The 22,867-nt window shown below is 53.6% G+C and carries 20 protein-coding genes; 13 read left to right on the plus strand and 7 right to left on the minus strand.

Annotated elements, in window-relative coordinates; translation table 11 throughout:
* From H8Z83_RS19695 to H8Z83_RS14865, 3 genes are all read right to left on the minus strand, one after another.
* Positions 1–3,494: InlB B-repeat-containing protein (locus tag H8Z83_RS19695; protein WP_494546120.1), on the minus strand; the 3,494-nt coding region annotated here is incomplete at its 3' end.
* Positions 3,491–4,561, minus strand: a complete 1,071-nt coding sequence (locus tag H8Z83_RS14860) for a zinc-ribbon domain-containing protein (protein WP_366464398.1) — start codon at positions 4,559–4,561, stop codon at positions 3,491–3,493. The genes H8Z83_RS14860 and H8Z83_RS19695, both read right to left, overlap by 4 nt.
* A gap of 229 nt (positions 4,562–4,790) precedes the next feature.
* A complete protein-coding gene (locus H8Z83_RS14865; RefSeq protein ID WP_187015773.1) occupies positions 4,791–5,402 on the minus strand; it encodes a recombinase family protein in 612 nt (203 codons plus the stop codon).
* Positions 5,403–5,574: 172 nt separating this feature from the next.
* On the opposite strand from H8Z83_RS14865, the gene H8Z83_RS14870 reads away from it, so the two are divergent.
* The 13 genes from H8Z83_RS14870 to H8Z83_RS14930 all read left to right on the plus strand — a co-directional run bounded on the left by H8Z83_RS14870 (position 5,575) and on the right by H8Z83_RS14930 (position 18,390).
* Entirely contained in the window at positions 5,575–5,817 is a 243-nt protein-coding gene (locus tag H8Z83_RS14870) for a helix-turn-helix domain-containing protein (RefSeq protein WP_187015774.1), read from the plus strand.
* Positions 5,818–6,004: 187 nt separating this feature from the next.
* Positions 6,005–6,964 carry a helix-turn-helix transcriptional regulator gene (locus H8Z83_RS14875; protein WP_187015775.1) on the plus strand — a complete coding sequence of 320 codons (960 nt, stop codon included), beginning with the start codon at positions 6,005–6,007 and terminating at the stop codon, positions 6,962–6,964.
* Between the two features lie 117 nt (positions 6,965–7,081).
* A complete protein-coding gene (locus tag H8Z83_RS14880; protein WP_366464380.1) occupies positions 7,082–7,480 on the plus strand; it encodes a helix-turn-helix domain-containing protein in 399 nt (132 codons plus the stop codon).
* Positions 7,477–8,094, plus strand: a complete 618-nt coding sequence (locus tag H8Z83_RS14885) for an ImmA/IrrE family metallo-endopeptidase (RefSeq protein WP_187015777.1) — start codon at positions 7,477–7,479, stop codon at positions 8,092–8,094. The genes H8Z83_RS14880 and H8Z83_RS14885 overlap by 4 nt, the downstream gene beginning before the upstream one ends.
* A 52-nt stretch (positions 8,095–8,146) precedes the next feature.
* Positions 8,147–8,386, plus strand: coding sequence for a hypothetical protein (locus H8Z83_RS14890; RefSeq protein WP_187015778.1), 240 nt, complete (start codon positions 8,147–8,149; stop codon positions 8,384–8,386).
* Positions 8,387–8,648: 262 nt separating this feature from the next.
* On the plus strand, positions 8,649–9,143 hold the full coding sequence (locus H8Z83_RS14895) for a sigma-70 RNA polymerase sigma factor region 4 domain-containing protein (protein ID WP_187015779.1): 495 nt from the start codon (positions 8,649–8,651) through the stop codon (positions 9,141–9,143).
* Positions 9,144–9,567: 424 nt separating this feature from the next.
* Entirely contained in the window at positions 9,568–11,493 is a 1,926-nt protein-coding gene (locus tag H8Z83_RS14900) for an ATP-dependent DNA helicase (protein ID WP_187015780.1), read from the plus strand.
* Positions 11,490–11,639, plus strand: coding sequence for a hypothetical protein (locus tag H8Z83_RS14905; protein WP_187015823.1), 150 nt, complete (start codon positions 11,490–11,492; stop codon positions 11,637–11,639). Before H8Z83_RS14900 ends, H8Z83_RS14905 begins: the two co-directional genes overlap by 4 nt.
* A gap of 67 nt (positions 11,640–11,706) precedes the next feature.
* Complete coding sequence (locus H8Z83_RS14910; RefSeq protein ID WP_187015781.1) at positions 11,707–13,260, plus strand: recombinase family protein; 1,554 nt, start codon at positions 11,707–11,709, stop codon at positions 13,258–13,260.
* Positions 13,257–14,060: a recombinase family protein gene (locus H8Z83_RS14915; RefSeq protein ID WP_187015782.1), complete on the plus strand. Its 804-nt coding sequence runs from the start codon at positions 13,257–13,259 to the stop codon at positions 14,058–14,060. The genes H8Z83_RS14910 and H8Z83_RS14915 overlap by 4 nt, the downstream gene beginning before the upstream one ends.
* 3 nt (positions 14,061–14,063) lie before the next feature.
* A complete protein-coding gene (locus tag H8Z83_RS14920) occupies positions 14,064–15,701 on the plus strand; it encodes a recombinase family protein (RefSeq protein ID WP_187015783.1) in 1,638 nt (545 codons plus the stop codon).
* Between the two features lie 20 nt (positions 15,702–15,721).
* Positions 15,722–16,471, plus strand: coding sequence for a metallophosphoesterase family protein (locus H8Z83_RS14925; protein WP_187015784.1), 750 nt, complete (start codon positions 15,722–15,724; stop codon positions 16,469–16,471).
* A gap of 155 nt (positions 16,472–16,626) precedes the next feature.
* Positions 16,627–18,390 carry a DUF7380 domain-containing protein gene (locus tag H8Z83_RS14930; RefSeq protein ID WP_187015785.1) on the plus strand — a complete coding sequence of 588 codons (1,764 nt, stop codon included), beginning with the start codon at positions 16,627–16,629 and terminating at the stop codon, positions 18,388–18,390.
* Between the two features lie 655 nt (positions 18,391–19,045).
* Here the strand turns inward: H8Z83_RS14930 and H8Z83_RS14935 are convergent.
* From H8Z83_RS14935 to H8Z83_RS14950, 4 genes are all read right to left on the minus strand, one after another.
* Positions 19,046–19,906 (minus strand): MetQ/NlpA family ABC transporter substrate-binding protein, encoded by an 861-nt coding sequence (locus H8Z83_RS14935; protein WP_187015786.1) that lies wholly within the window; start codon positions 19,904–19,906, stop codon positions 19,046–19,048.
* 115 nt (positions 19,907–20,021) lie between these two features.
* Positions 20,022–20,759: a methionine ABC transporter permease gene (locus tag H8Z83_RS14940; protein ID WP_187015787.1), complete on the minus strand. Its 738-nt coding sequence runs from the start codon at positions 20,757–20,759 to the stop codon at positions 20,022–20,024.
* A complete protein-coding gene (locus H8Z83_RS14945; protein ID WP_187015788.1) occupies positions 20,752–21,795 on the minus strand; it encodes a methionine ABC transporter ATP-binding protein in 1,044 nt (347 codons plus the stop codon). Before H8Z83_RS14945 ends, H8Z83_RS14940 begins: the two co-directional genes overlap by 8 nt.
* A gap of 603 nt (positions 21,796–22,398) precedes the next feature.
* Positions 22,399–22,824, minus strand: coding sequence for a flavodoxin (locus H8Z83_RS14950; RefSeq protein WP_187015789.1), 426 nt, complete (start codon positions 22,822–22,824; stop codon positions 22,399–22,401).
* Positions 22,825–22,867: the final 43 nt, after the last annotated feature.

Raw genomic sequence — 22,867 nt, forward strand, 5'->3', positions numbered from 1 at the left:
GTCAGGGTGTCCAGCTCATAGCCGCTGTCGGGCTTGACGGTGATGGTCACGGTATCGCCCTTGGAGGCGCTCTTGGGGCTGACGGTCACATCGCCGTGCTTGACAGAGGGCGCGGAGACATCATAGCGTCTGGAGGAAGAGCTGGAACCGCCGCCGGAGCTGGGCGCAGAGTAGCTGACCGTCCAGACACCGTTCGCGGTGCTGCTCACATAGTAATTGTTTGCCAGAGCGCCGGAGGGGTTTGTCAGATACACGCCGGAGGTCAAGCCGGATTTTGCAAGAACCGTATAGGTATAAGCGCCCTCGCTGCCAGCGCGCTTGACGATGTTGGTGTTGCCGTTGCCCACAACGTGAACGCTCGGGTCGCTGCTGAACGTGCCGCCGGTGATGGAGATGGTCTCGCTGCCCGGGCCGCCGCCCTTCTGAATTTCGCCATTGAAAGAGCCATTTTTGATATTGATAACAGCTGTTGTGTCAGTTGTAGCATCAGCGCGAACAACACCGGTAAATGTACCGTTCTCAATGTTGATCGTACCGCCGGAGTTGTAAACATAGGCAGCATACGGAGCGGTATAGGTGCCGCTCTTTACAGTGGCGGTGCCGCCATACTGAACAGCCACCGCACAATTCAAGTACGTGCCATCTCCAGTTCTGATATCCGTAACTTTGATCTCGCAATTTTCCAATGTTGCATTGCTTCCAACCTGCACGCAGCCGCCGTATTTTGCGGTCAGCTTCATGTCGGTGAACGATGCGGTCTTGGTTTCAAAAGCAGCGCCCAAGAATGCATTGATACCAGTGATGTTATAGGTGCCGCCGGAGACAATGACCTCACCACAGCCGGAAGCCTTCACAACGCGCTCGTCCGTCTCGGCGCTGACATTGTTCAGGACCAACTTGCTCTCACTGCCCACCGTAAACAATGCAGTGTAGTGGTAGTTGTCGCTTGCGCAGGTGCTTCCGGTGTAAGATCCGCCGTTAATCGTCACTGTAGAGCCGGCAGAACCTTCGCGAAGGTCAACAAATCCCCAGACTTTCGTCTCCCATTCGGTATTATGCGTGTCTCCCATCTTCATGCCGCTTCCTGCGGTCATGCCGTTGATGGTCAAGTTTACATTTTTAGCAGTGACCCAAATCGCACTGTTTTTCTCATCCTTAGATTCACTTCTATCCGATACCGTCGCAGCAGTCAGTACATGACCGTTCAGATCAAGCGTCATGCTCTTCGTGACTTCAATCGGCTTTGTAACGGTCACATCCTTCAGCAGCGTGACGGTCGCGTTTTCGTCAGCGGCGGTGATAGCGTCGGGGAGGGTGGTGTACTGCTTTGCCCCGATCATAGCGACCGTCTCCTCGTGCGGCTTCACCCAATGACCCTTCGAAACCTCCACAAGCACTTCGTTGGCGTTCTTGTTAACAATATCGCCGTAAGCAGTACCGGCGGCAACGACCTTGTTGTCAACGATCACAAGACCGGTATCGTTGACCGCGTCGCGGCCAAGAATTTTGTCGGACGCTTCCTCACTTGCACTGCTGTTCTGCTTCAGCGTATTGCCGCTGGCAGAAGAAGCAGCGTCAACGGTGATCTGCCCAACGTTCGCCGTGCCGACCAGCGTGCCGACATAGTTGCCACTATCCTTTGTGGACGTCAGCGTGCAGCCGCTCACGGTGCAGTCGGTGATGTCGTGGTAGGTGGCGGGATTCGCACCGGCGTGACCGATCAGGCCGCCGACAGAGCCCTTCGCCTCAATCGTCACATTCTCGACGGAGCAGTTTGTAAGCGTGACCTTGGTATCGACCGGGCCGTCGTTCTGGTTGTTATAGCCGGATGTCCAGCCAATCAGACCGCCGACGCGCGCGCCGCCGGTGCTGACAATTTTGCTGTTCTTCAGATGGCAGTTATCCAGTTCGATTCGAGTCATGGAATCCACGCAGTTGATAAATGCGCCGATTCCCTGATTATTCGTTGTGTCGTTGATATCCGCACCAGCAATGGTCAGATCCTTGATCACAATGCCGGATTTGCCCGCAAAGCCGCCCGCAAACAAGGGGGCGCTCAGGCCGGTGATGGTCTTGCCGTTGCCGTTCAGGGTGATGACGCCCTGACCATGGTATCCATCCACACCCACCGGCGTCCAGTTCTTACCGGTCATATTGATGTCATCCAGCAGCTCGATCACGGTGTCGCCGGTTTTGTCTGCGGCCGCAAAGGCGTCGGCGAGGGTGGCGTAATACGCATCGCCAATCTTTGCTTCGCATTCGGTTTTCAGCGTAAGAACATCGTCCTTTGTGCCCTTCCACGCAAGCGCATCGGTGAGTTCGATCTCATTGCCGCTGCTGTCCTTCACCGTCGAGCCGGCGGGCAGGGATGTTGTTCCTTTGGGAATCGTGTAGAGCGCGGCGGTGCCTTTCGACTTGGTGTTGTTATCCGCCACAAGATGGAACTCGTTTTTATCCGTGTGAGCGCCGAGATACAGACCAACATTCTTGATGCTGGTATCGCCAGGCTGTGCTGTGATATCAAATGTGTTGCTGGTCGCAGTAACAGTGCTCGTGATGTCCCACTGCGAAATGTACTCAAACTTCACCGGGCGGGTGCTGGTGACGGTGTTGCCGGTGAAGTTGATGGTGGTCAGAGACTTGAAGTTGTCACCCTGCCCCTCGTTGTCGTCCTTCTTCCAGTTGCCGTAGGCGGGACGGATCCACGTCGGGTTGGAGTTGTTCGCAGAATCCGTGTTTTCGTAATTATTGAACGTGCAGCCGTTGAAGGTCAGCGTCTGCGCGGCGATCGCACCGACGATGATGCCGTTGAAGGTGCAGCCGTCGAACTTCAGCTCGCCCAGCTGGCTCCACGGGCCGGTGTAGAGCTGGTAGTTGAAGCTCATGACGTTATTGAACGTGGTGCCCTTAAAGGTCACGTTGGTGTAGGCGGGGACAGCCAGCAGCAGGGACGTGCCGATGTTGTCGATGCTGGTGTAGCCGGTCGCGCCGCTGGTGATCTTGCCGCCGACAAAGACGATGTTCTTGCCGTTCGCACCGTCGTTCTTCTCGCCCAGATAGCCGTTGGAGTTGTAGCCGTTCAGGACGTTGCGATCCTCAATCTGCCCCGTCGTGTCGTCTCTCTTACCGTTGCCGAGTACGCCGTTTTTGTCATAGCGGTAGTCGCCGACGGTGACGTACATCGTGCCACCGAGCGCTTTCTGCGCGGTGATGTACTGATCGCGGGTCATTTTGCTCAGCTGTTCGAGGGTGTAGGGATTGTTTTCGCTGCCGTCGCCAACCGCCGTTGCCGCGTTCGAACTCGTCACGGTCGTGCTGTCGTTGAGCGTTTCGGTCGTGGCGGTCGTCTCGCCGACCTCGGCGACGACTTTTTCGGTTGAGGTACTACCCTCGGTCGTGCCCTCTGTCCCCTCTGCATACGCCGCGGGGATCATGCTCAGGAGCATGGCCAGCGTCAGCAGCAGAGACAAGAGCTTGCTTGTTATGTGTTTCATAGCTTCCCTCCTATAAGATTTTTGGGGTAATTATGTGAACCGGAATCATTCGAAAACGTTTCCGGTTGGCACGGGGAATATACGTCGCTCCGCATGGCAAGGGAATCAGCTCTACTGTCCCCCAGCCTGCGGCGCACAACGTCCATGGCCGCGCCGAGATTCGGCGGTCTGGCCGATTGTTCAGTTAGAATCGCCGTACATTGGCTCAGCGGCCTGCCTGCGCAGACGGGGCAGCCGCAGCGCTGCTTTCCTGTACGGCTGCTGATAACCGATTTCCACGCGTGGCCGTTTTCACACAGCCACCAGGCCCTCCGGCTGCTGCCGGGCGTCACCTGCTGTGGCGTGAAACTGCCGTTAAGGGTCGGATGCCACTGCGATGCGATCACCGGCTCCTTGGTCTCCAGATCATTAAATCCCGGCAGGACCTTGCGGTTGGTGCAATATGGACAATCGCTCCCCCTGTTCACACGGTGGGCAATGACCGCACAGAAGGAATGTCCTCTGTCACAGAGCCACCACACGCGGCGATTGGAATATGCGCTCACCGCCTCCGGCGTCAGCGCACCGTTCTTTTTCCGATCCCACTGTTCAGCAAGCTGCGGATGCAGCGAAGCGAGATCATTGAATCCGGACAGGACCTTTTGTCCCGCGCAGAACGGACAGCCTGCGTTTGATGTGATGCGGCTGGCAACGCTCGCCTGCCAGCTATGTCCTTTCGGACACCTCCACCAGACCTTCCGGTGTGCTCCCGGCATGACCTGCGTCGGCAGCAGCGGAGAATTCTTTTCCGTGTCCCACTCCGAAAGCAGGTCAGGGAATTTTGCCGCCAGAGAGTTTTCCTCCGGCAGAACGATGCGGCCAGCGCAGACGGGACAGCCCGTTCCCCGCGCGCGGATTCTGACTTCGGAACGGTAGGAATGGCCTTGGGGGCATCGCCACCATACCTTTTGATGGCTTCCGTAGGTCACATCCTTCGGCGTGAGCGGCGCATTGCGTTCATCGTCCCATTGTGCCAGCAGGTGAGCTTGTTCATGCCCGGCGCAGAAATCGTACAGAGACGGATGGATCGCTGCTCACCTCCCGCAGAATACTTGTCCGCCTGCAATACAGGCGGAAGGGTCTTTTATTGCGCATTGTGTATCTGGCACAGTGGATAAAAATGTACAGGTTGCCGACCACAGCGATATACACAAAACCTGCACCTTAACCATAGCACTCCTCTAATAGAATATCAATAGGATAACAGCTTAAAACCGACTAAAAAAGCGTACTTTTTTATCCAGCCCTTTATACTTTTTACGTTTTCTTAACATTTTCTTTACACACGTCATCCTGAGCCCAGAGCAAAAAGCTCCGGTGGGTGACGCCCAGCAGTTTTCCTGCTGCCCGTGCGGACAGCTCGCCGCGCTCCCAACGTGCTTTGACTTCGCCAAACCCTTCCGGCAGCACCTTGCGGGGCCTGCCAAATTTCACGCCACGCGCCTTCGCTGCGGCGATCCCTTCCGCCTGCCGCTGGTGAATGAATTCGCGCTCTGTCTGCGCCACATAGGATAGCAGCTGCAGCACGATGTCCGCGATCAGCGTTCCGGTGAGATCCCGGTTCCGCCGTGTGTCAAGCAGAGGCATATCCAGCACGACAATGGCCGCACTCTTCTCCTTGGTGATAATGCGCCATTGCTCCAGGATCTCTTCATAGTTTCTTCCGAGACGGTCGATGCTCTTGATCACAAGTGTGTCGCCGTCTTTCAGTTTGCGCAGCAGCCGCTGGTAGCTGCGGCGGTCAAAATCCTTGCCAGACTGCTTGTCCACAAAAATCGCCCGGTCCGTTAACCCGAATTCCCGCAGGGCGATGAGCTGACGCAGTTCATTCTGCTCCTTGGTAGAAACTCTTGCATAACCGTATTCCATGTGCTGACCTCCCAATTTATCGGTGGATAAATTGTAAGCCAGGTGCCGGCCACATGGGCAATATAGTGCTATATCACTATATTAGCACATATTTTTCAATTAGTGAAGTATCACTAATAACCTTTTCTCAAATAATTTACCATAGTGATAAATCGTCATGGAGGTTTACACTATGGATACTCGGGAAACTGTTGCACTTCGCATCCGCCAACTTTGCGCAGAACGAAAAATTACGCCGAATGGGTTAGCAAATCTATCTGCTGTTCCTCAGGCAACCATCAAGAGTATCCTTAATGATGAAAGCAAAAATCCGGGCGTCGTGACGATTAAGAAGCTTTGTGATGGTCTTGACATTACCCTCGGCGAGTTCTTCTCCACACCTGAATTCGATATGCTGGAACAGGAAATCAAATGAAGCCTCTTTCTCAGCCTCTACCGCCAGCGCTCCTCCATTTTTTGCGTAGAGTACACGCATAGTGCGTGAACTCTACGCTCTATAAGGGGTATTCTCTCTTTTTCGCGGAAAATCTTTCATCCGCTGCTGCGTTTGACGGTTACACATTGCCGCCGCGCCTTTTCTCATTTGAATGGAGGGCTGCTACATGAAAAATGAATCCCAATATGGTCTGCTGCTTTTACAGCGGTATCTGTATGAGCATACGGATGATCAGCATCCGGCTTCCGTAGCGGATATTCTTGCCTTCTGGCGGGAACATGGCATTCAGGCAGGGCGCAAGAGCGTATATTCCGCTATTGAAGTCTTGCAAAGCAACGGCATGGACATCGTCTGCGTCAAAAGCACCCAGAATCGATACTTCGTGGGCGAGAGGCGGTTTGAACTGCCGGAGTTGAAGCTACTGGTGGACGCGGTAGAATCCTCCCGCTTTATTACGGCCAAGAAAAGCGAACGGCTTATTGAAAAGCTGGGTAAGCTCACCAGTGAATCTCATGCCCGCCAGTTAGATCGGCATATCTATATGGAAGGTACCGCCAAACCGGAGAATGAGTGTATTTATTACAGCGTGGATGAGATCCATAACGCCATTCAGGAAAAACGGCAGATCACCTTTCAGTATTACGAATACACCCCGCAGAAAGAAAAGATACTCAAGCATAACGGCTACCGCTATCAGTTCAGCCCGTATGCCCTTATCTGGAGCCGGGATTGTTATTACACAGTGGGCTGGTCGGAAAAGCACGGGAAGCTGGCACAGTTCCGGGTGGATCGAATGGTGGCTGTGGAATCATCCGACCAGGCGGCTGTTTGTATGCCGGACTTCGACCCGGCTGAGTATGTGCGGAAAATATTCGGAATGTACCCGGACAATCTGTGTACGGTGGAACTGCTGTGCGATAACGAGGTTATGCGCAGCGTGATAGACCGCTTTGGCGAAGAAGTCTCAACGGTGACAGCAGATGACGGCCACTTCAAGGCCATCGTGGAGGTAGCACCCAGTCCACCGTTTTTTGCATGGGTGTTCACCTTCTGCGGCAAGATCCAAATCCTCGGCCCTGCAGAGGTGCTGGACGAAATGCGCGGCATGGCCGCATGGCTGCAGTGATCCGGCAGAGGTGTTCCTTGCGGGGAACACCTCTGCCTTCTTGACTTGCTAATCGAACAAATGTTTGCTATACTGGCACTGTTCCCAATCGAGAGAACGCACGAGGAGGTGAAATGCGTGGAACAGACCTTTGGCAGCTTCCTTCGGGAGAAGCGTATAGCGCGCGGCCTGACGCTCCGAGGCATGGCGGCAAAGCTGGACCTGTCGCCGGTCTATATGAGCAACATTGAGAATGACCGCCGTGCGGCTCCTTCGCAGGAATATCTGGAACGGATGGCCCTGCTGCTGCAGTTGGACAAGCCAGAACGGGAATGGTTGCTTGACCTTGCGGCAAAATCCAAGCAAAATCGGGTATCCGCAGACCTTCCGGACTACATCATGGATCGAGACATCGTCCGGGCTGCATTGCGCACAGCCAGGGAGGCAGACGCCACCGACCAGGAGTGGCAGGATTTTATCGACCGGATCAACCGGCGCATGAGATCATCCGGAGAGGACAGTGATACCAAGGCATGAGAACACCATATTACAGGGAACAGGCTCTGGAGGGGATCGCCCGCGAAGTCATCACCGCCTATGATCCGAATCTCTATTATGGCGTTCCCAGAATGATCCCTATCGAGGACATCATCGAAGCACAGGGGATCACGCTGGAATATCAGTGCCTGCGGAAAACCGGGTGTGTCTTGGGCGAAACGGTTTTTGATGATGGCGGCGCCATTATCTATGATTACGATATCCCAGGATATACCGTCATTGCGGTCAAGGGCGGCACCATACTCATCGATAGCTCCCTCTGCAGAGAGGATGCCTCCACAGGCCGACTGCGCTTTACCTGCGCTCATGAGCTGGCACACTGGCTGCTGCATAAGAGACTGTACAGCGGAACCGGCGAGAGTGCAGCCATGATGACAGGAACAAACATCGTCAGAACGCAGAACAGCGCATTGGAAATGCAGGCGAATCTGCTGGGGTCCATCCTTCTGATGCCGCTGCCCCAAGTAAAGCGATGCTTTTACCAGCTCCAACCTGGCAGGGATCGCCAACAATTGGTCGCGGATATGGCCGACATTTTTCAAGTCTCCAAGCAAGCCATGCGTATCCGGCTGGAGAACCATCATCTGCTGTGAAAAAATTTTAGGAAGCTGTTCTCAAAAAAGAGAACAGAGAAAGCGAGGCGCCATGGAACAAGAAATACGCAAGATCCTTCGCTGTCCCATCTGCGAGAAGGGACGGATCGCGGATGCCCCAGCGGGGGCGGCCCTTTCCCAATATCGGCTGTTTGCCATGGTAGGGGATGAACCAGCTGATATTATCGCAAAGTGTCCAAGGTGCGGTATGCAGGTGGGGATCACCGTGCGGCACAGGACCGAGCCGTCGATTATCGTGCCCACTCTCTGCAGAGATACGGCATGGGCCTGAATTAAGAAAAGACAAAACAATATATAACTTCGTCAAGCGCACCAACCACCCAGCGTCGAATCAGACGTAAGAGGGAAGTATTGAGTTAGGAGCCTTACAAGTAGCTTTTCAGCTATGCGTAAGGCTCTTTTTTTGCGCCCTTTTCGCATTGTTGAATGGCGGAAAGGACTTGTATGCTCCATCGTTGGCAGCCCTATGTCGCCAGATACCCGTGACCCGATCTCAGAACTTTCAAAAAAATCTGAGATTGGAGTCACGAAAAATGAAAAAATGGCAGGAAGAACGCAATTATAGACGCATTTACAACGAAGCTGGTGAAGTGATCGCCAATATCATCACCGTGGATGGTGTGGATGTGGAAGTGGCGGAGGATGTGTATCTGGCCTACTCCCAGGCGGACCGCCGGGAGCGGTATGTACGGGAGGAACAGTTTTCCGGGAAACTCCTCTCACTGGAACAGATGGCGGAGGACGACCTGCTTTCGGACTATGTCGGCGCGGAAACAGCCCCAAGCGCGGAGGAAGAAGCACTGGAACGGGAGCAGGCACAGAGCCTTGCGGAACGAAAGGAGATGTTGCTGTTGGCCATGCTGTCTCTGAATGACGCGGATCGGGAGTTGATCAACGCATTGTTCTTCGACGGCGCATCCACCAGAGACTACGCGGCGCGGATCGGAATTACCCAGAGGGCGGTCATCAAACGCCGGGACCGTATTCTGCGGGATCTGAAAAAATATTTTGAGAATTTTTCAAATTAAGGGTATTCACCCGTAGCCTTTTTCGGGAGGACAGTGAGGGACCCAAAAGGAGATCCCTCGCTGTTCCTTGAAAAGTGCATACCAGCAGTACGGGCAACCGCCCGGACGGATGAGCGTTCGCGCAGTGTGCGCCATGACCCGGAGGAGATATCTTCGGCGAGCGATAAAACCTGTGACGGGCCGACTTTGGCAAAGTCGGCTGGCATTGACTCTGTTCGGGCTGATAATGAGACACAAAGCACTGGCCAGCATGATGAGGCTGGGCTGCCCTGGGGTTGAAAGCAGTAGAGACCCCAGGAATACGCCCGTGAGAAGGTAGCCGCCTTCTGTCCGTACTGTTCCCTTTATCCACCGGGGCGCGAGCTGCAAATACGGTGAAACGAATGACAAAAATACTTTTTATCATGATAGGGGAAATCCACGGATGAATACAAATGATACAAACAGGCAGAAAGCCCACGCCATGATCGACCATATTTTCAAAGACCTGCTGCCTGCCCAGGGCATGGTGGAGCGTTCCGAGCAGATCAAGCTCAGCCACCGAATGTTGGATACCATGCTGAACGGCGGCATCGCCCTGTGCGACGCAGGCACCGGCATCGGCAAGACCTACGCTTATCTGGCAGCTGCCGCAGCGGCCAACCGATCCGGCACGGAGGCACTGCACAAGCCCATCATTATCTCCACCTCCAGCATCGCCTTGCAGAACGCCGTGCAGACAGAATACCTTCCGCTGCTGTCCTGCACCCTGCTGGCAGACAGACAGATCGACCGCCCACTACTCTCTGTGATCCGCAAAGGCAAAGGCCATTATGTTTGCGACGAACGCCTGCAAAGACGGCTTCGTCAGGTGAACTTTCAAAAGAAAGATCCGGCAGCCGCCGACGCCCTTCGCGCGCTGAAAGGAACGCTGGACATGGACAATGTCCCCCATCTCAGCGGTTATGACTGGGAACGTGTCTGCGTTCCGCAGTTCTGCGACTGCGACCATCAGGACTGTCGGTACAAGCGCTTTCTGAAACGCTGCGACGCGGATCGATATGTGTTCCAGATCTGTAACCATAATCTTTTGCTGGCGGACGCCATCCACCGCAGTCAGGGGAAACGCCCCATTTTCCCGGAGCATAGCGTCATCATCGTAGATGAGGCCCATAAACTGCCGGAAGCGGCGCGGGAGATGTTTGGTATGACGCTGACTGCCGGTGACATCCAGAGCGTGATCAACCAGCTCTGCGCGGAACGATATCTGCTGGCAGCAGATGTGCTGGCAGGCACGATGGGGCCGCTGCTCCGCCAGCTCACGCAGCCCAGAGAGGAAACCGAACCCGTGGATGCGTACCTTCATTTGCTGACGATCCCCAGCCGCTCTCTTCTTGTTATTGAGAAGCAGGTCGGCAGGCTGCTGTCGGCGCAGGGGCGCAGGCAGCTGGAAAAGCTGCGCGGCACGGTGTCTCTCTTTAGCAGTCCGAGAACGAATATGATCCTCTACACAGCGGATGACGGCGATGGCGGAACCATGCTGTGCGCCACCGTTTCAGATTTGACAGAACAGATGCGCCAGGTCCTGTGGAGGCCGGAACACGCTTTTGTGCTGGCCTCTGGGACTTTGGCTGTGGGGGATGACTTTCACCGTTTTCGTTCGCAGACTGGACTGATGGACGGGCGGCGCGTAACGGAGTCTGTTTCACTTTCTCCTTTTGACTATAAGCAGAATTGCCTGCTGTACTTGCCGCAGCTTCCACCGAGTCAAAGCTCGGAAACGTACTATGATGAATTGGCAGATGAAATCGCGGAACTCATCCGCGCGGCCTGGGGCCATGCGCTGGTGCTGTTCACCTCCTACGCCGCCATGTCAGCAGTAAAGGATAGGCTGCGGGAGCGGGAACTCAGCTTCCCGTTATTTACCCTGGGCAGAAACGCCATGCACATGACGGAGCGGTTTCGGCAAACGCCGGGGGCTGTGCTGCTGGCCACAGGCGCTGCATGGGAAGGCTTTGATTTCCCCGGCGACTGCGTATCCCTGCTGGTGATCCCCCGCCTGCCTTTCGCCTATCCGGACGCACTGAAGGAAAAAGAGCGGGAGGAATACGCATCCCTTCGCCAGTTTATTCAGAATGTGGCCGTGCCTGAGATGCAGATTAAGCTGCGTCAGGGCTTTGGACGGGCCATCCGCACAGAGACCGACACCTGCGTCATTGCCATTCTGGATGAGCGCGCAGGCCGCGGACACCGATACAACAAAGCCATGCTGGACGCCCTGCCGGAAATGCGTGTCACAGGCAGTTCACGAGCAGTAACAAAGTTTCTGCGGGAGCGAAAGCCGGAAAGCTATTTTGAGGTGTGCGCATGATCGACGCCAAGAAGGAATTGCAGTACCGGCTGGCCGTTCGGATGCTGGAACACTTATCCGAAAAGGGCTTTCTGACAGCAAAGGAACTGGCTTATGCCAAGGGACTTGCCAGAGAAAAATACGCCTCGCAGACTGTTCGGGAATAGTGCTGGATATTCCGCGGATAGTGTGGTAGCTTGTGTGTTGCCAAAAAAGATACAGGAAGTGAATGAAATGGCAAATGTAAAAATGATCGCGCCCCAGACATTCCAACCGGAACACATGCGGGTGGCGGCCTACTGCCGGGTCAGTTCGGACTCCAAGGATCAGCTGCATTCCTACGCCGCCCAGATCCGCAGCTACACGGAGGAGATCGCCCAGCATGACGGCTGGGAGCTGGTAGACGTATACGCGGACGAGGGACTCACCGGTACCCGGATGGACAAACGGGAGGACTTCAACCGTATGATGCGGGATTGCCGGAAGGGTAAGATCGACCGCATTCTGGTGAAGTCCGTATCCCGCTTCGCCCGAAATACCAAGGATTGCCTCTCCACTCTGCGGGAACTGTCCGCTCTGGGTGTCTCTGTCCAATTTGAAAAAGAAAATATCGACACGAAAACGCTCACCACCGAACTGATGGTGAGCGTTTCCGGTTCTCTGGCCCAGCAGGAATCCATTTCCATCTCGGCTAATCAGAAAATAAGTTATCAGCGAAGAATGGAAAGAGGGGAATTTATCACCTGCTCGGCACCTTACGGCTATCGGATCATAGACAAGAAAAACCTTGAAATCATCCCGGAGGAAGCGACCACGGTACAATGGATATTCGATGCCTATTTGAATGGCCGCAGTGCGGAATGGATTGCAGACCAACTCACAAGAAGGGGCATTGAAAATACCAACACACGCAAACCGTGGACTGCTTATGGAATCCGGTACATTTTACGCAATGAAAAATATATCGGGGACGCACTGGGGCAAAAGAAATTCACAAAAGGTTTTCCCTTTTTTAGAAAACGCAACCACGGAGAGCAAGAGCAGTATTACGTAGAAAATACACATTTGCCCATCATCGAGCGTGAGCGGTTTGAAAAAGTGCAGAATCTTCTGCAGCAGAAAGCGAAAAGGAAGAAACCAACGAGAAGTCAATATCCACTTACCAGAAAAATAATTTGTGAGAAATGCGGGACGCCATTTATCCGGCGAGAAACTGCGAAAGGCTTGGTGACATGGGCCTGCCGAACCCATGACCGGAATGCTGCGGACTGCCCCGTGGGGCGTATCCCAGAAACGGAGATCCATGCGGCATTTATCCGGATGTATCGGAAACTCAAAGAGAACGCGGATATGATCCTGAATCCAGCTATGGATCAGCTGAACGCCTTGGAAACCATCCTGCGGCAGAATAATCCCAAAATGCTGATGATTAACAAGGCGATTGCGGAAGCAACGGAAGAAAGCCATAAAATCAGCACCCTGCGGGCTAACGGCTTGCTGGATGCCGATGCCTGCGCCGTCCGCATGAATGCCATCAGCGCCAAACTGACTCAGCTCCGGGGAGAACGCCGCCGGTTGTCGGAAAACGAGGCTTTGGATGAAACCATGGATGCCATTCGCAAGATGACAGATGTCATAAAGAATGGGCCGGAACAGATGAACATCTTCGATGAGGACTTGTTCGACAGCTTAGTGGAAAAGGTCATCGCAGAATCCCAGACACGCATCCGCTTCCGGCTTTATGGCGGTTTAAAACTGGCAGAACAATTGGAGGTGGCGGCAAGATGATAAACCGAAAGATTTTATATGGGTATCAGATTCGTGACGGCGCATTGGTGATTGTGCCGGAGGAACAGCAGACCATCCGCATGGCCTTTACACTCTACATCGCCGGCACTTCCTATCAAGCTGTTGCGGATGCTTTGAATCACCAGAATATCCCGTATTGCCCGGAAGCGCCGCTTTGGGACAAGCACAAGGTAAAACGCCTTTTGGAAAATCCCCGCTACACTGGCAAGGATGGCTTTCCTGCGGCGGTAGATGCGGATACTTTCCAAGCGGCGCGGAAAAAAGCGGAAGAAAAGAACGCCCTACGGCAGCCTCGCGGGGGAAAATCCCCCATTGCGCGGCTGACTCCCTATTTCCGCTGCACCTGCGGTGGAAAGCTCATCCGCATTGGCGGTAAATGGTTGGATAGCAGCGAGCTGCACCTCAAATGTGGGTCCTGCGGCAGTACCATCACCACAGATACGGATACAGTGCTGACAGAGGCAAATCGACAGATTTATGCACACGAACACCCCAAACAGCCTGCTTATGCCCCCTCTGCGGAAGTCATTCGACTGAGCAATGCCATCAACCGTGGCTTAGAGCAGCCGGACTCTCCAGAAGCGGTGATGGCGCTGATTCTACAAGGGGTAGCTGCACGATACGATTGCTGTCCGGAGCCAATTTCTGAATATGAAAATTTTGACCACCTACCGAAAGCAGATTGGAATCACTTTCGGCGGGTGGTTTCTTATATCACGATCACACAGGAGCATATCATAACAGTTCAGTTTACAGATCAGGCAGGAAAGGACGAATGATACATGGAAGCGACAACGATTTTAGATAGGCGGGTGCGGGTGATTCCCGCTACAAAAACGCAGGGAGCCATTCACAGCACCCATAATGGGAAAAAGCGGGTGGCGGCCTACTGCCGGGTATCTACCGACAGTGAAGAACAGCTCAACAGCTATGAAGCCCAAAAGTCCTACTACACACAGAAAATCGAGGACAGTCCGGATTGGGAAATGGCGGGGATCTATGCCGACGAGGGCATCACGGGTACCAGTCTCAAAAAGCGAACAGAGTTCAAAAAGATGATCACTGCCTGCAAACGAGGCCATATCGACCTCATCATCACAAAATCTCTCTCCCGCTTCGCCAGAAACACCGTGGACTGCTTGGAAACAGTGCGCCTGCTAAAAGCCAACGGCATCGGTGTGTACTTCGAAAAAGAGAACATCAATACGCTGACGGAATCCAGCGAGTTCCTGATCACCCTGTTCAGCGGTTTCGCCCAGGCGGAATCCGAATCCCTGAGCAAGAATGTCGCTTGGGGCAAAGCAAAAAGCGCGGAAGCCGGAAAAGTGACCTTCCAATACAAAAAGATGCTGGGATACCGCAGGGGCGCAGATGGACAGCCGGAGATCGTCCCGGAGGAAGCCGAGGTCATCAAGCGGATTTATCACCGGTATCTGGATGGCTGTACGCTGGGGCAGATCAAGCGAGAATTAGACGAGGACAAGGTCCCGACCGCACAGGGGGTAGACTCCTGGTCGCCTGCCATCATCCACAACATCCTGACGAATGAAAAATACATCGGAGACGCCTTGCTGCAAAAGACCTATATCACGGACTGCATCTCCAAGAAGGTGAAGAAAAACCAGGGCGAGCGCGCCATGTACTATGTGGAGAACAACCATCCTGCCATCATCTCCAGAGAGGTGTTCGATCAGGTGAGAAACGAGATGACGCGTCGCTCCAGCAAGCGCAAAGTGCTGCAAAAGAGTGGCAAAACAGAGCTGGGGAAATACTCCGGTAAATACGCCCTGACAGAACTGCTGGTATGCGGTGAGTGCGGTTCCCCGTACAAACGAGTGACTTGGGCAAGAAACGGGAAAAAGCGGATCGTATGGCGCTGCGTGTCCAGATTGGAGTTCGGCACGAAATACTGTCACAACTCCCCGACACTGGATGAGAGCAAGCTCCACAGTGCAATCCTCGCCGCCATGAACGAGTTTGCCGCCATCCGGCAGGAGGTCTGCCCCGATGTACTGGCGATGGCAGAGGAAGCCAAGCAGGCATTATCGCAGGCTGGCGCAAAGCTGCTGGAACTGAAGAAACACCTGGAAGCGGTGAGTCGGGAGCAAAGCGATCTGCTGGACCGGCTGCTGGAGAACATGGGCGATGCCGAACTGAATGCCAAAATGAAGGCCCTGACGGACGAGAAAGAATCCCTCAAAGCACAGATCCTGGACACCCAACAGATGGAAGTCAGCTTGGAGGAACAGGCCGCCCGCCATCAGCAAATGTGGGACAGCATCATGGAGTGCAGCGCGGGCTACACGGAGTTCGACGATGAGTTCGTCCGTCAGATCATCCAGAAGATCACGGTAGAGGACGAGGAGACTATTCGCATCCACTTCCGGGATTCGGAGATGGTGATGGAACAAGAATTATAAGAAGAAATGGAGTAAAGAATATGGCAATTTTTATGACTGGCGATACACATGGTGATTTCAGCAGACTTCGCCCCGCGGCCTTTTATGAGCAGGTGCAGCTGACGAAAGCAGATTACCTGGTCATTTGCGGCGACTTCGGCGGCATCTGGGATGGCAGCAATACCGAACAGCAATGGCTGGACTGGTTGGAAAACAGGCCGTTCACGACGCTGTTTGTGAGTGGGAATCACGAAAATTTCGACCTGCTCTGCAGTTACCCGATCAATCAGTGGCACGGCGGACTCGTACAGGTGATTCGCCCCAGCGTCCTGCACCTGATGCGGGGACAGCTTTATGAGATCAGCGGAAAGCGGATCTTCACAATGGGTGGCGCAAGCAGTCACGATATCCAAGACGGCATTTTAGAGCCGGACGATCCGAACTTTGAACGAAAGCTCCGGCAGCTTAATGCCGCAGGAGCGCTGTTCCGTGTCGATCACCACTCCTGGTGGAAAGAGGAACTGCCCGACGATGCGGAATACCAGACCGCGCGAGAAACGCTGGACAAGGCTGGCTGGAATGTAGACTACATCATCACCCACTGCTGCCCCAGCAGCATTCAAGACACATTCAGCGGCGGGTTGTTCCAACGGGATGCCCTGACAGACTTTCTCGATGAGGTTCGAGAGCGATGCCGATTCCAATACTGGTTTTTCGGACACTACCACGAAAACATGGTGGTAGCGAAAGAGTTCGTAATGCTCTATAAGCAGATTATCCGACTGAAATAACAAGAGTAGCCAGGGGAATGACGGTTTTACGTCATTCCCCTGGCTATTCTTGTTTGAGAAAGAAGGAAATACTATCATTTTTGCGTAAGTGTTGCTCTTGTGATAAAATATAATTGCAAGGTAACGCAGATGCCAATTGCATGGGAGGGGTAAAGATGCTGTCTCAATTTGTTATAAAGTGTTTGGATGAATTTGACCAGGGCACGGGGGACATTCAGTTTTCTGCTGTTCGATACTTCGAAATCGCCAGCGAGAATGCCAAAGAGGAAGAGGATAAGAAAGCCCTTAATGTTCTTAGTGGAGCCCTCTCCATGGGCTACAGCGACGAGAATGACAACTATGTTCCTCAAGCTGTTATGGCTGATGGACGAAGAACCTTTGCAATGGAGGACTTAGATGATAGTGGTATCGAAACCTTGAAGGAGACTCTTCCCCACTTTACATCAGCCTGGGTCAAGGCACAGCTCTCAGACATTATATGGGTCAGGACATGTGAGCAACCATTCGCGCAAACGGCGGTGGAAGAAAATCTGCGGTTGTTTAATGAATCTTTTGATCCGAATGAATGGGTTGTTTGTTATCATGCAGTCAGAAGGGCTTTTCAGATTGCCCTAAAGCCTAAAATTAAAAATAATAGCTTTTCAACCGTGCTTCAACAGATCGATTCGGCAATACAGAAAATGGAGAATTGCAATGGTAGTTTTTTGCCATTAAAGTTGATAGAAATAGCTGTGCCGTATATATCGGAAGAGAAACAAAATCAGTATCTTATCTCGTGTCGAAAAATTTTTGATAAATCCATAGTGGATGCCACAACCGAACCTATTGTTAGATATTCTGTTGCCATTCAGTGTGAATTGCTCAAAAAGCTAAAGCGGCAAGGTGAGATTCACCCATTGCAATTAGAGTTGGCAAGGTACTACGAAAAAATAGCAACAGAGTCGGCAAGACATCCTTACCAGGCAATTCAAATGCTGCTATGTGCGTACAGGCTGTATGACAGTAGACTAGATCGTGAAAAACGTCTTGATTTACACGAAAAAATTGAAGAATTACAACACGCGGGATTGCATACAATGTCATCCATTCCCATTAAGTATGATCTTACCCCTATTCGCAGCCAGTTGGATAGGCTTTTCCATGGACTTTCCCGTCAGGAGATGATTGTAGAATACGGGAGAATAGCCCTAATTTATAACATTGCAGATGTACGGCGAGGCGTTTTGGAAGACCGACGAAAAAATATGTTTTTGAACCTGTTGTCTAAGCGGATAATGGATGAAGAGGGGCGAGTCATAAAAATTATTCCCCCATTAGATTTTCATGAACCCGAAAAGGATCCTAATTTGTTTCATGAACACATGGTAGCTTATGTGACAGACTGCAGGAATTTGGGAGAATCAATTTCACTTAGAATCGCCTATAGCTACATTCAAAAGCAAGGCGGCATTGAAACTGGCGATCTGGATTTTTTGATTGACAATAATGCTATTATCCCAGATGACAGAAAAGAAATAATTAAACTGGGATTGAGTATGGGGTTGAATAACGAAGTGTATGCAGCAATGCATATTCTCCTCCCGCAGACTGAAAATATAATTAGAAACTTGGCAAAGATGTGTGGAGACCCAATTACATATTTGAAAGAAGATGGGACAGAAGAATTTAAACCACTATCACAGCTATTAAATGCAGAAAATCTTAGAGAATCTTACGATGAAAATGTCCTTTTCACATTTGAAACCCTTCTGGATGAGCGAGGTGGACCAAATCTGCGTAATGAAAACGCCCATGGTATCCTATCACCTGCAAAGGGGAGTAGTGGTGCTGCCCTCTGCTTTCTTAGTCTACTGATTCGGTTTTTATCTTTATATTCCTGTGAATCTGCAGAGGTTCTTCATAAATTGCTGCAGAGGTAAAGATTCAGTATAGGTCTGTTTTGAATGTGCAAGTGGACTTTTCAATGAGACTGGAATGTACAACTTAAAATTTAAAAACCGTTGTAACACAAGACTTTCACCCTGCATCTTTTTCGTCAACACAAGGCAGAGTAAATCAGGACATCCGATTTGGATGCCCTGATTTTTTTATTAGACGAAAAGAACTCGATACCGACACTCATGCGCGAAGTGCATTTTAATCAGAGGTGAGGTAGGGTTCCTGCGAATTGCGGAACGCAATTCGCGGGATGCCGGGAAGCGGGTTCGAGCCTCGTAGCCCGCTCCAGAGTAAATCAGGACATCCGATTTGGATGCCCTGATTTTTTGTCAGACGAAAAGAACTCGATACCGACACCCATGCGCGAAGCGCATTTCAAACAGAGGTGAGGCAGGGTTTCTGCGAATTGCGGAACGCAATTCGTGGGATGCCGGGAAGCGAGTTCGAGCCTCGTAGCCCGCTAGCGGCGGTTCGTGTTGAAAAACGAAAGGAAACCCGCAAAGGTGTCCTCAGCAAATACCCCCTTCCCTGCGAAGGGAGATTCTACGTTTTTGCCGGAGCAAGGCAGCGAAAAATGCGTAATACGCTGAGGACCCCCGGCAGAGCCGGAGGTCCTCATGATATAGGCTGGAAGATTTAGTCAACGGCGATGACGGCACCGTCAAAGTTTTCGGCGATGTAGTTCTTCACGGCATCGGAGTGCAGGGCCTCGGCCAGAGCCTGGATGGCGGCGTTGTTCTCGTTGCCCTCTTTGCAGACCAGCACGTTCACATAGGGGGAGTCGGAGGATTCCAGAGCCAGAGCGTCCTCAACGGGGTTCAGACCGGCGCCCAGCGCATAGTTGGAGTTGATGACGGCGAGATCCACCTCGCTGGCGATGCTGGGGATGGTAGCGGCTTCCACCTCGGTGAAGGTCAGGTTCTTGGGATTCTCCACGATGTCCTTGGGGGTAGAGGAGAGGTTGGAGTCGTCAGCCAGCTTGATGAGACCCTGAGCTTCCAGCAGCAGAAGGGCACGGCCTTCGTTGGTGGCATCATTGGGGACGGCCACGGATGCGCCGTCAGGCAGGTTGTCCAGAGAGTCGGACTTGCCGGCGTAGATGCCCATGGGCTCGATGTGGACGCCGGTGACGCTCACCAGATGGGTGCCGCGGGTGGTGTTGAAGTCATCCAGATAAGGGACGTGCTGGAAGTAGTTGGCGTCCTCATCGCCGTCCTCCACGGCGGTATTGGGCACCACATAGTCGCTGTACTCGTGGATCTGCAGGTCGATGCCCTGCTCGGCCAGAATGGGTACGCACTGCTTCAGGATCTCGGCGTGGGGGGTGGGAGAGGCAGCTACGTTCAGAGTGACGGTCTCCTGGGGCTCCGCAGGCTGCTCGGTCTGCGCGTCATCGGTGGTGTCGGCCTTGGCAGAGTCATCGGACTTGCTGCCGCAGGCGGTGAGGGACAGGGCCAGCGTCAGGGCCAGCAGAGTGGCAAAAATCTTGTTTTTCATGTTCTTTTCCTCCAATGAATATCAGAATTGATGAATTTTATATTTCAAGCGCTTGCCGGAATACCCTTGTGCACATAGGGGGACAGGCGATGAAAACAAATGAAATGCGGGGGACTTACTTGGTGTGGGCCAGACGGGAGAGCAGGTCGAAGGCGGTGAGTTTGCCTGCGCCGGTATCCAGCCGTTTGTCGATCTTCTTGGACAGCCAGCCGAACAGGGACTGAACAATCTGCACCATGATGATCAGGATGACCACCGTTACCCACATCACCGAGGTGATGAACCGCTGGTGACCGTACCGCACGGCGATATCGCCCAGACCGCCGGCGCCTACGGTACCGGCAATGGCGGTGTAGCCCAAAATAGTTACGATGGAAATGGCTCCGCCTAATACCAGAGAGGGCTTGGCCTCCGGCAGATAGACCTTCCGGATGATCTGGCAGGTGGACGCGCCCATGGACTGAGCGGCCTCCACCACGCCGGCGTCTACCTCTGCCAGAGAGGTTTCCACCATGCGGGCGATGAAGGGGGCGGCGGAGACCACCAGAGGCACGATGGCGCCCTTGACGCCAATCTTGGTACCCACCACCAGCTTGGTGAAGGGCATGATGGCCACCATCAGGATGATAAAGGGCACGGAGCGGCCGATGTTGACGATCCAGCCTAAGATCTGATTCACGGTTTTGCTGGGGCAGATGCCGTGGGGCTGGGTAACGGTGAGGGCAACGCCCAGAGGCAATCCCAGCAGATAGGCGAACAGGGTGGAGATCAGCACCATCACCAGCGTATCCCGGGTGCCGGTGAGCAGGATGCCGCCGTATTCCGACCAGAATGCAGAAATGACCTCAAGCATGATACTCCACCTCCTCTGCGGTGATATTGGGTTGGGAACGGATGTAGCTCAGAGCCTTGGCAGCCTCGTTGGGATCGTCCGGCAAAAGCAGGAGCATGGTGCCGAAGGCCTTGCCGTCGATATTCCGGGTGTCAGCGCCCAGAATGTTGACTTTGACGCCGCACTCGATCGCCAGCGAGGCGATAAGGGGATCGTAGACCGTGCCGCCGTTGAAGGAGACCCGGACGGCCCGGGTGCCTGCGGGGTACTGCTTAGCGCTGACGCCGCCGGGATACACCAGACGGCGGGCCGCGTCGGTGGCGGGATGGGCGAAGATGTCCTCCACCCGGCCTTCCTCGGCCACCTCGCCGCCGTCCAAAATGGCGACGCGGGTGCAGATCTCCTCGATAACGCTCATCTGGTGGGTGATGATGACCACCGTGACCCCCAGTTTTTGGTTCAGCTCCTTCAAAAGCGCGAGGATGGAATTGGTGGTGGTGGGGTCCAGAGCGGAGGTGGCCTCATCGCAGAGAAGCACCTTCGGGTCCGTAGCCAGCGCCCGGGCGATGGCCACCCGCTGCTTCTGACCGCCGGAGAGCTGGGCGGGATAGGCACTTGCCTTTTCCTTCAGACCCACCAGATCCAGCAGTTCCAGCGCCTTTTTCTCGGCCTGAGCCTTGGGTACACCGGAAAGCTCCATGGGGAAGCAGACATTTTTCAGACAGGTCCGCTGCATCAGCAGGTTGAAGCCCTGAAAGATCATGCTGATCTTTTTCCGGGCCTGCCGCAGCTCTTGGGGGGAGACGGTACGCATACAGGACTTGCCGTCCGCCTGCTTCTCCATCCAAGTCAGCTTCTGACCGTTGACGGTGATGCTGCCGCTGGTAGGCCGCTCTAAAAGGTTGATGCAGCGGACCAGCGTGGACTTTCCCGCACCGGAGAAGCCGATAATGCCGAAGATCTCGCCGTCTCCGATTTCAAGGGAGACGTCCTTGACGGCGTGGACCCCATCGCCGGTATCTCCAAAGGTCTTGCTGATATGTTCCAGCTTGATCATAATATCCTTCTTTCGTTGCTGCGAAAATAAAGAGGGCGGAAAGCGTCGCCGCTTTCCGCCCTTCTGAACAGCATAACTGTTACACACAGGAGAGGTTTTTCGCGGAGGCGCACAAAGGCTTGGGCATGGTCATCATCCCCATGTCCATCATGCACATCATCATACCAAAGCGAGTTACAATCATGTTGGTGCGTCTCCTTTCCGTCCCCGGTGTTCGGGTTCCGTTTTCGATGGGCATAGCGTAGCACTGTTGACCGTCCCTGTCAACGGGGAAAATTATTTTTGGAAAAACCGCAGAAAATCGGCAGGGTCAGCAAAAAATGTTTTGTGCAAATATCAGCTATACTTTGAACTGGCATAGCGAATATGAGATAATTGAACGGGAACAGACCGGGACGCTGTCAGCAGTCCCGGCCTGTTTTTCGATTAAGACAAAATGGCATTTGCACTCCGGACCGGCCCCATCCGGTCCGGAGTGCGGCGGAGACCTGCGGATCTCCGGCGGGGAAAAAGGAAAGATAGGAAAGATAAAAATAGGAAGATAAGGTTTCAGGAAAGATTAGGAAATAAGGAAAGATATAAAAATAGAGGTGTGTTGAAGGTTCATTCCGCCAGCAGCTTGCCCATGGCGCGGCAGGCTTCCAGTGTATCGCCGTCAGGGGCTTCCTGACAGATGATGCTTTCACAGACCAAGTTGATTCCGGCGTCATCACAGTCCTTTTCCCAGGACCGCATCCATTCGCCGTCGCCCCAGCCGTAGGAGCCGAACAGCGCCACCTTCTTGCCGCTTAAGTGGCTCTTGCAGGCGGAGAACATAGGCTCAAACTCCATTTCCTCCAGTACCTCAGAACCCATAGCGGGGCATCCGAAGGCCACGGCATCCACGCCGCTGAAGGTGGAAGCGTCCACCTGTGCGGCTTCTAACAGGGCGGCTTCGGCTCCGGCACTCTTCATGCCCTCCAGAACGGCCTCCGCCATCTGCTTGGTGTTGCCGGTGCCGCTCCAATAAATCACTGCGGTTTTCTTCATCGTAAAAATCTCCTTTCTTGCGGGATCGGTCATTGACCGTTGG

The organism is Dysosmobacter segnis (assembly GCF_014297285.1).
GTDB classification, from domain to species: domain Bacteria; phylum Bacillota; class Clostridia; order Oscillospirales; family Oscillospiraceae; genus Oscillibacter; species Oscillibacter segnis.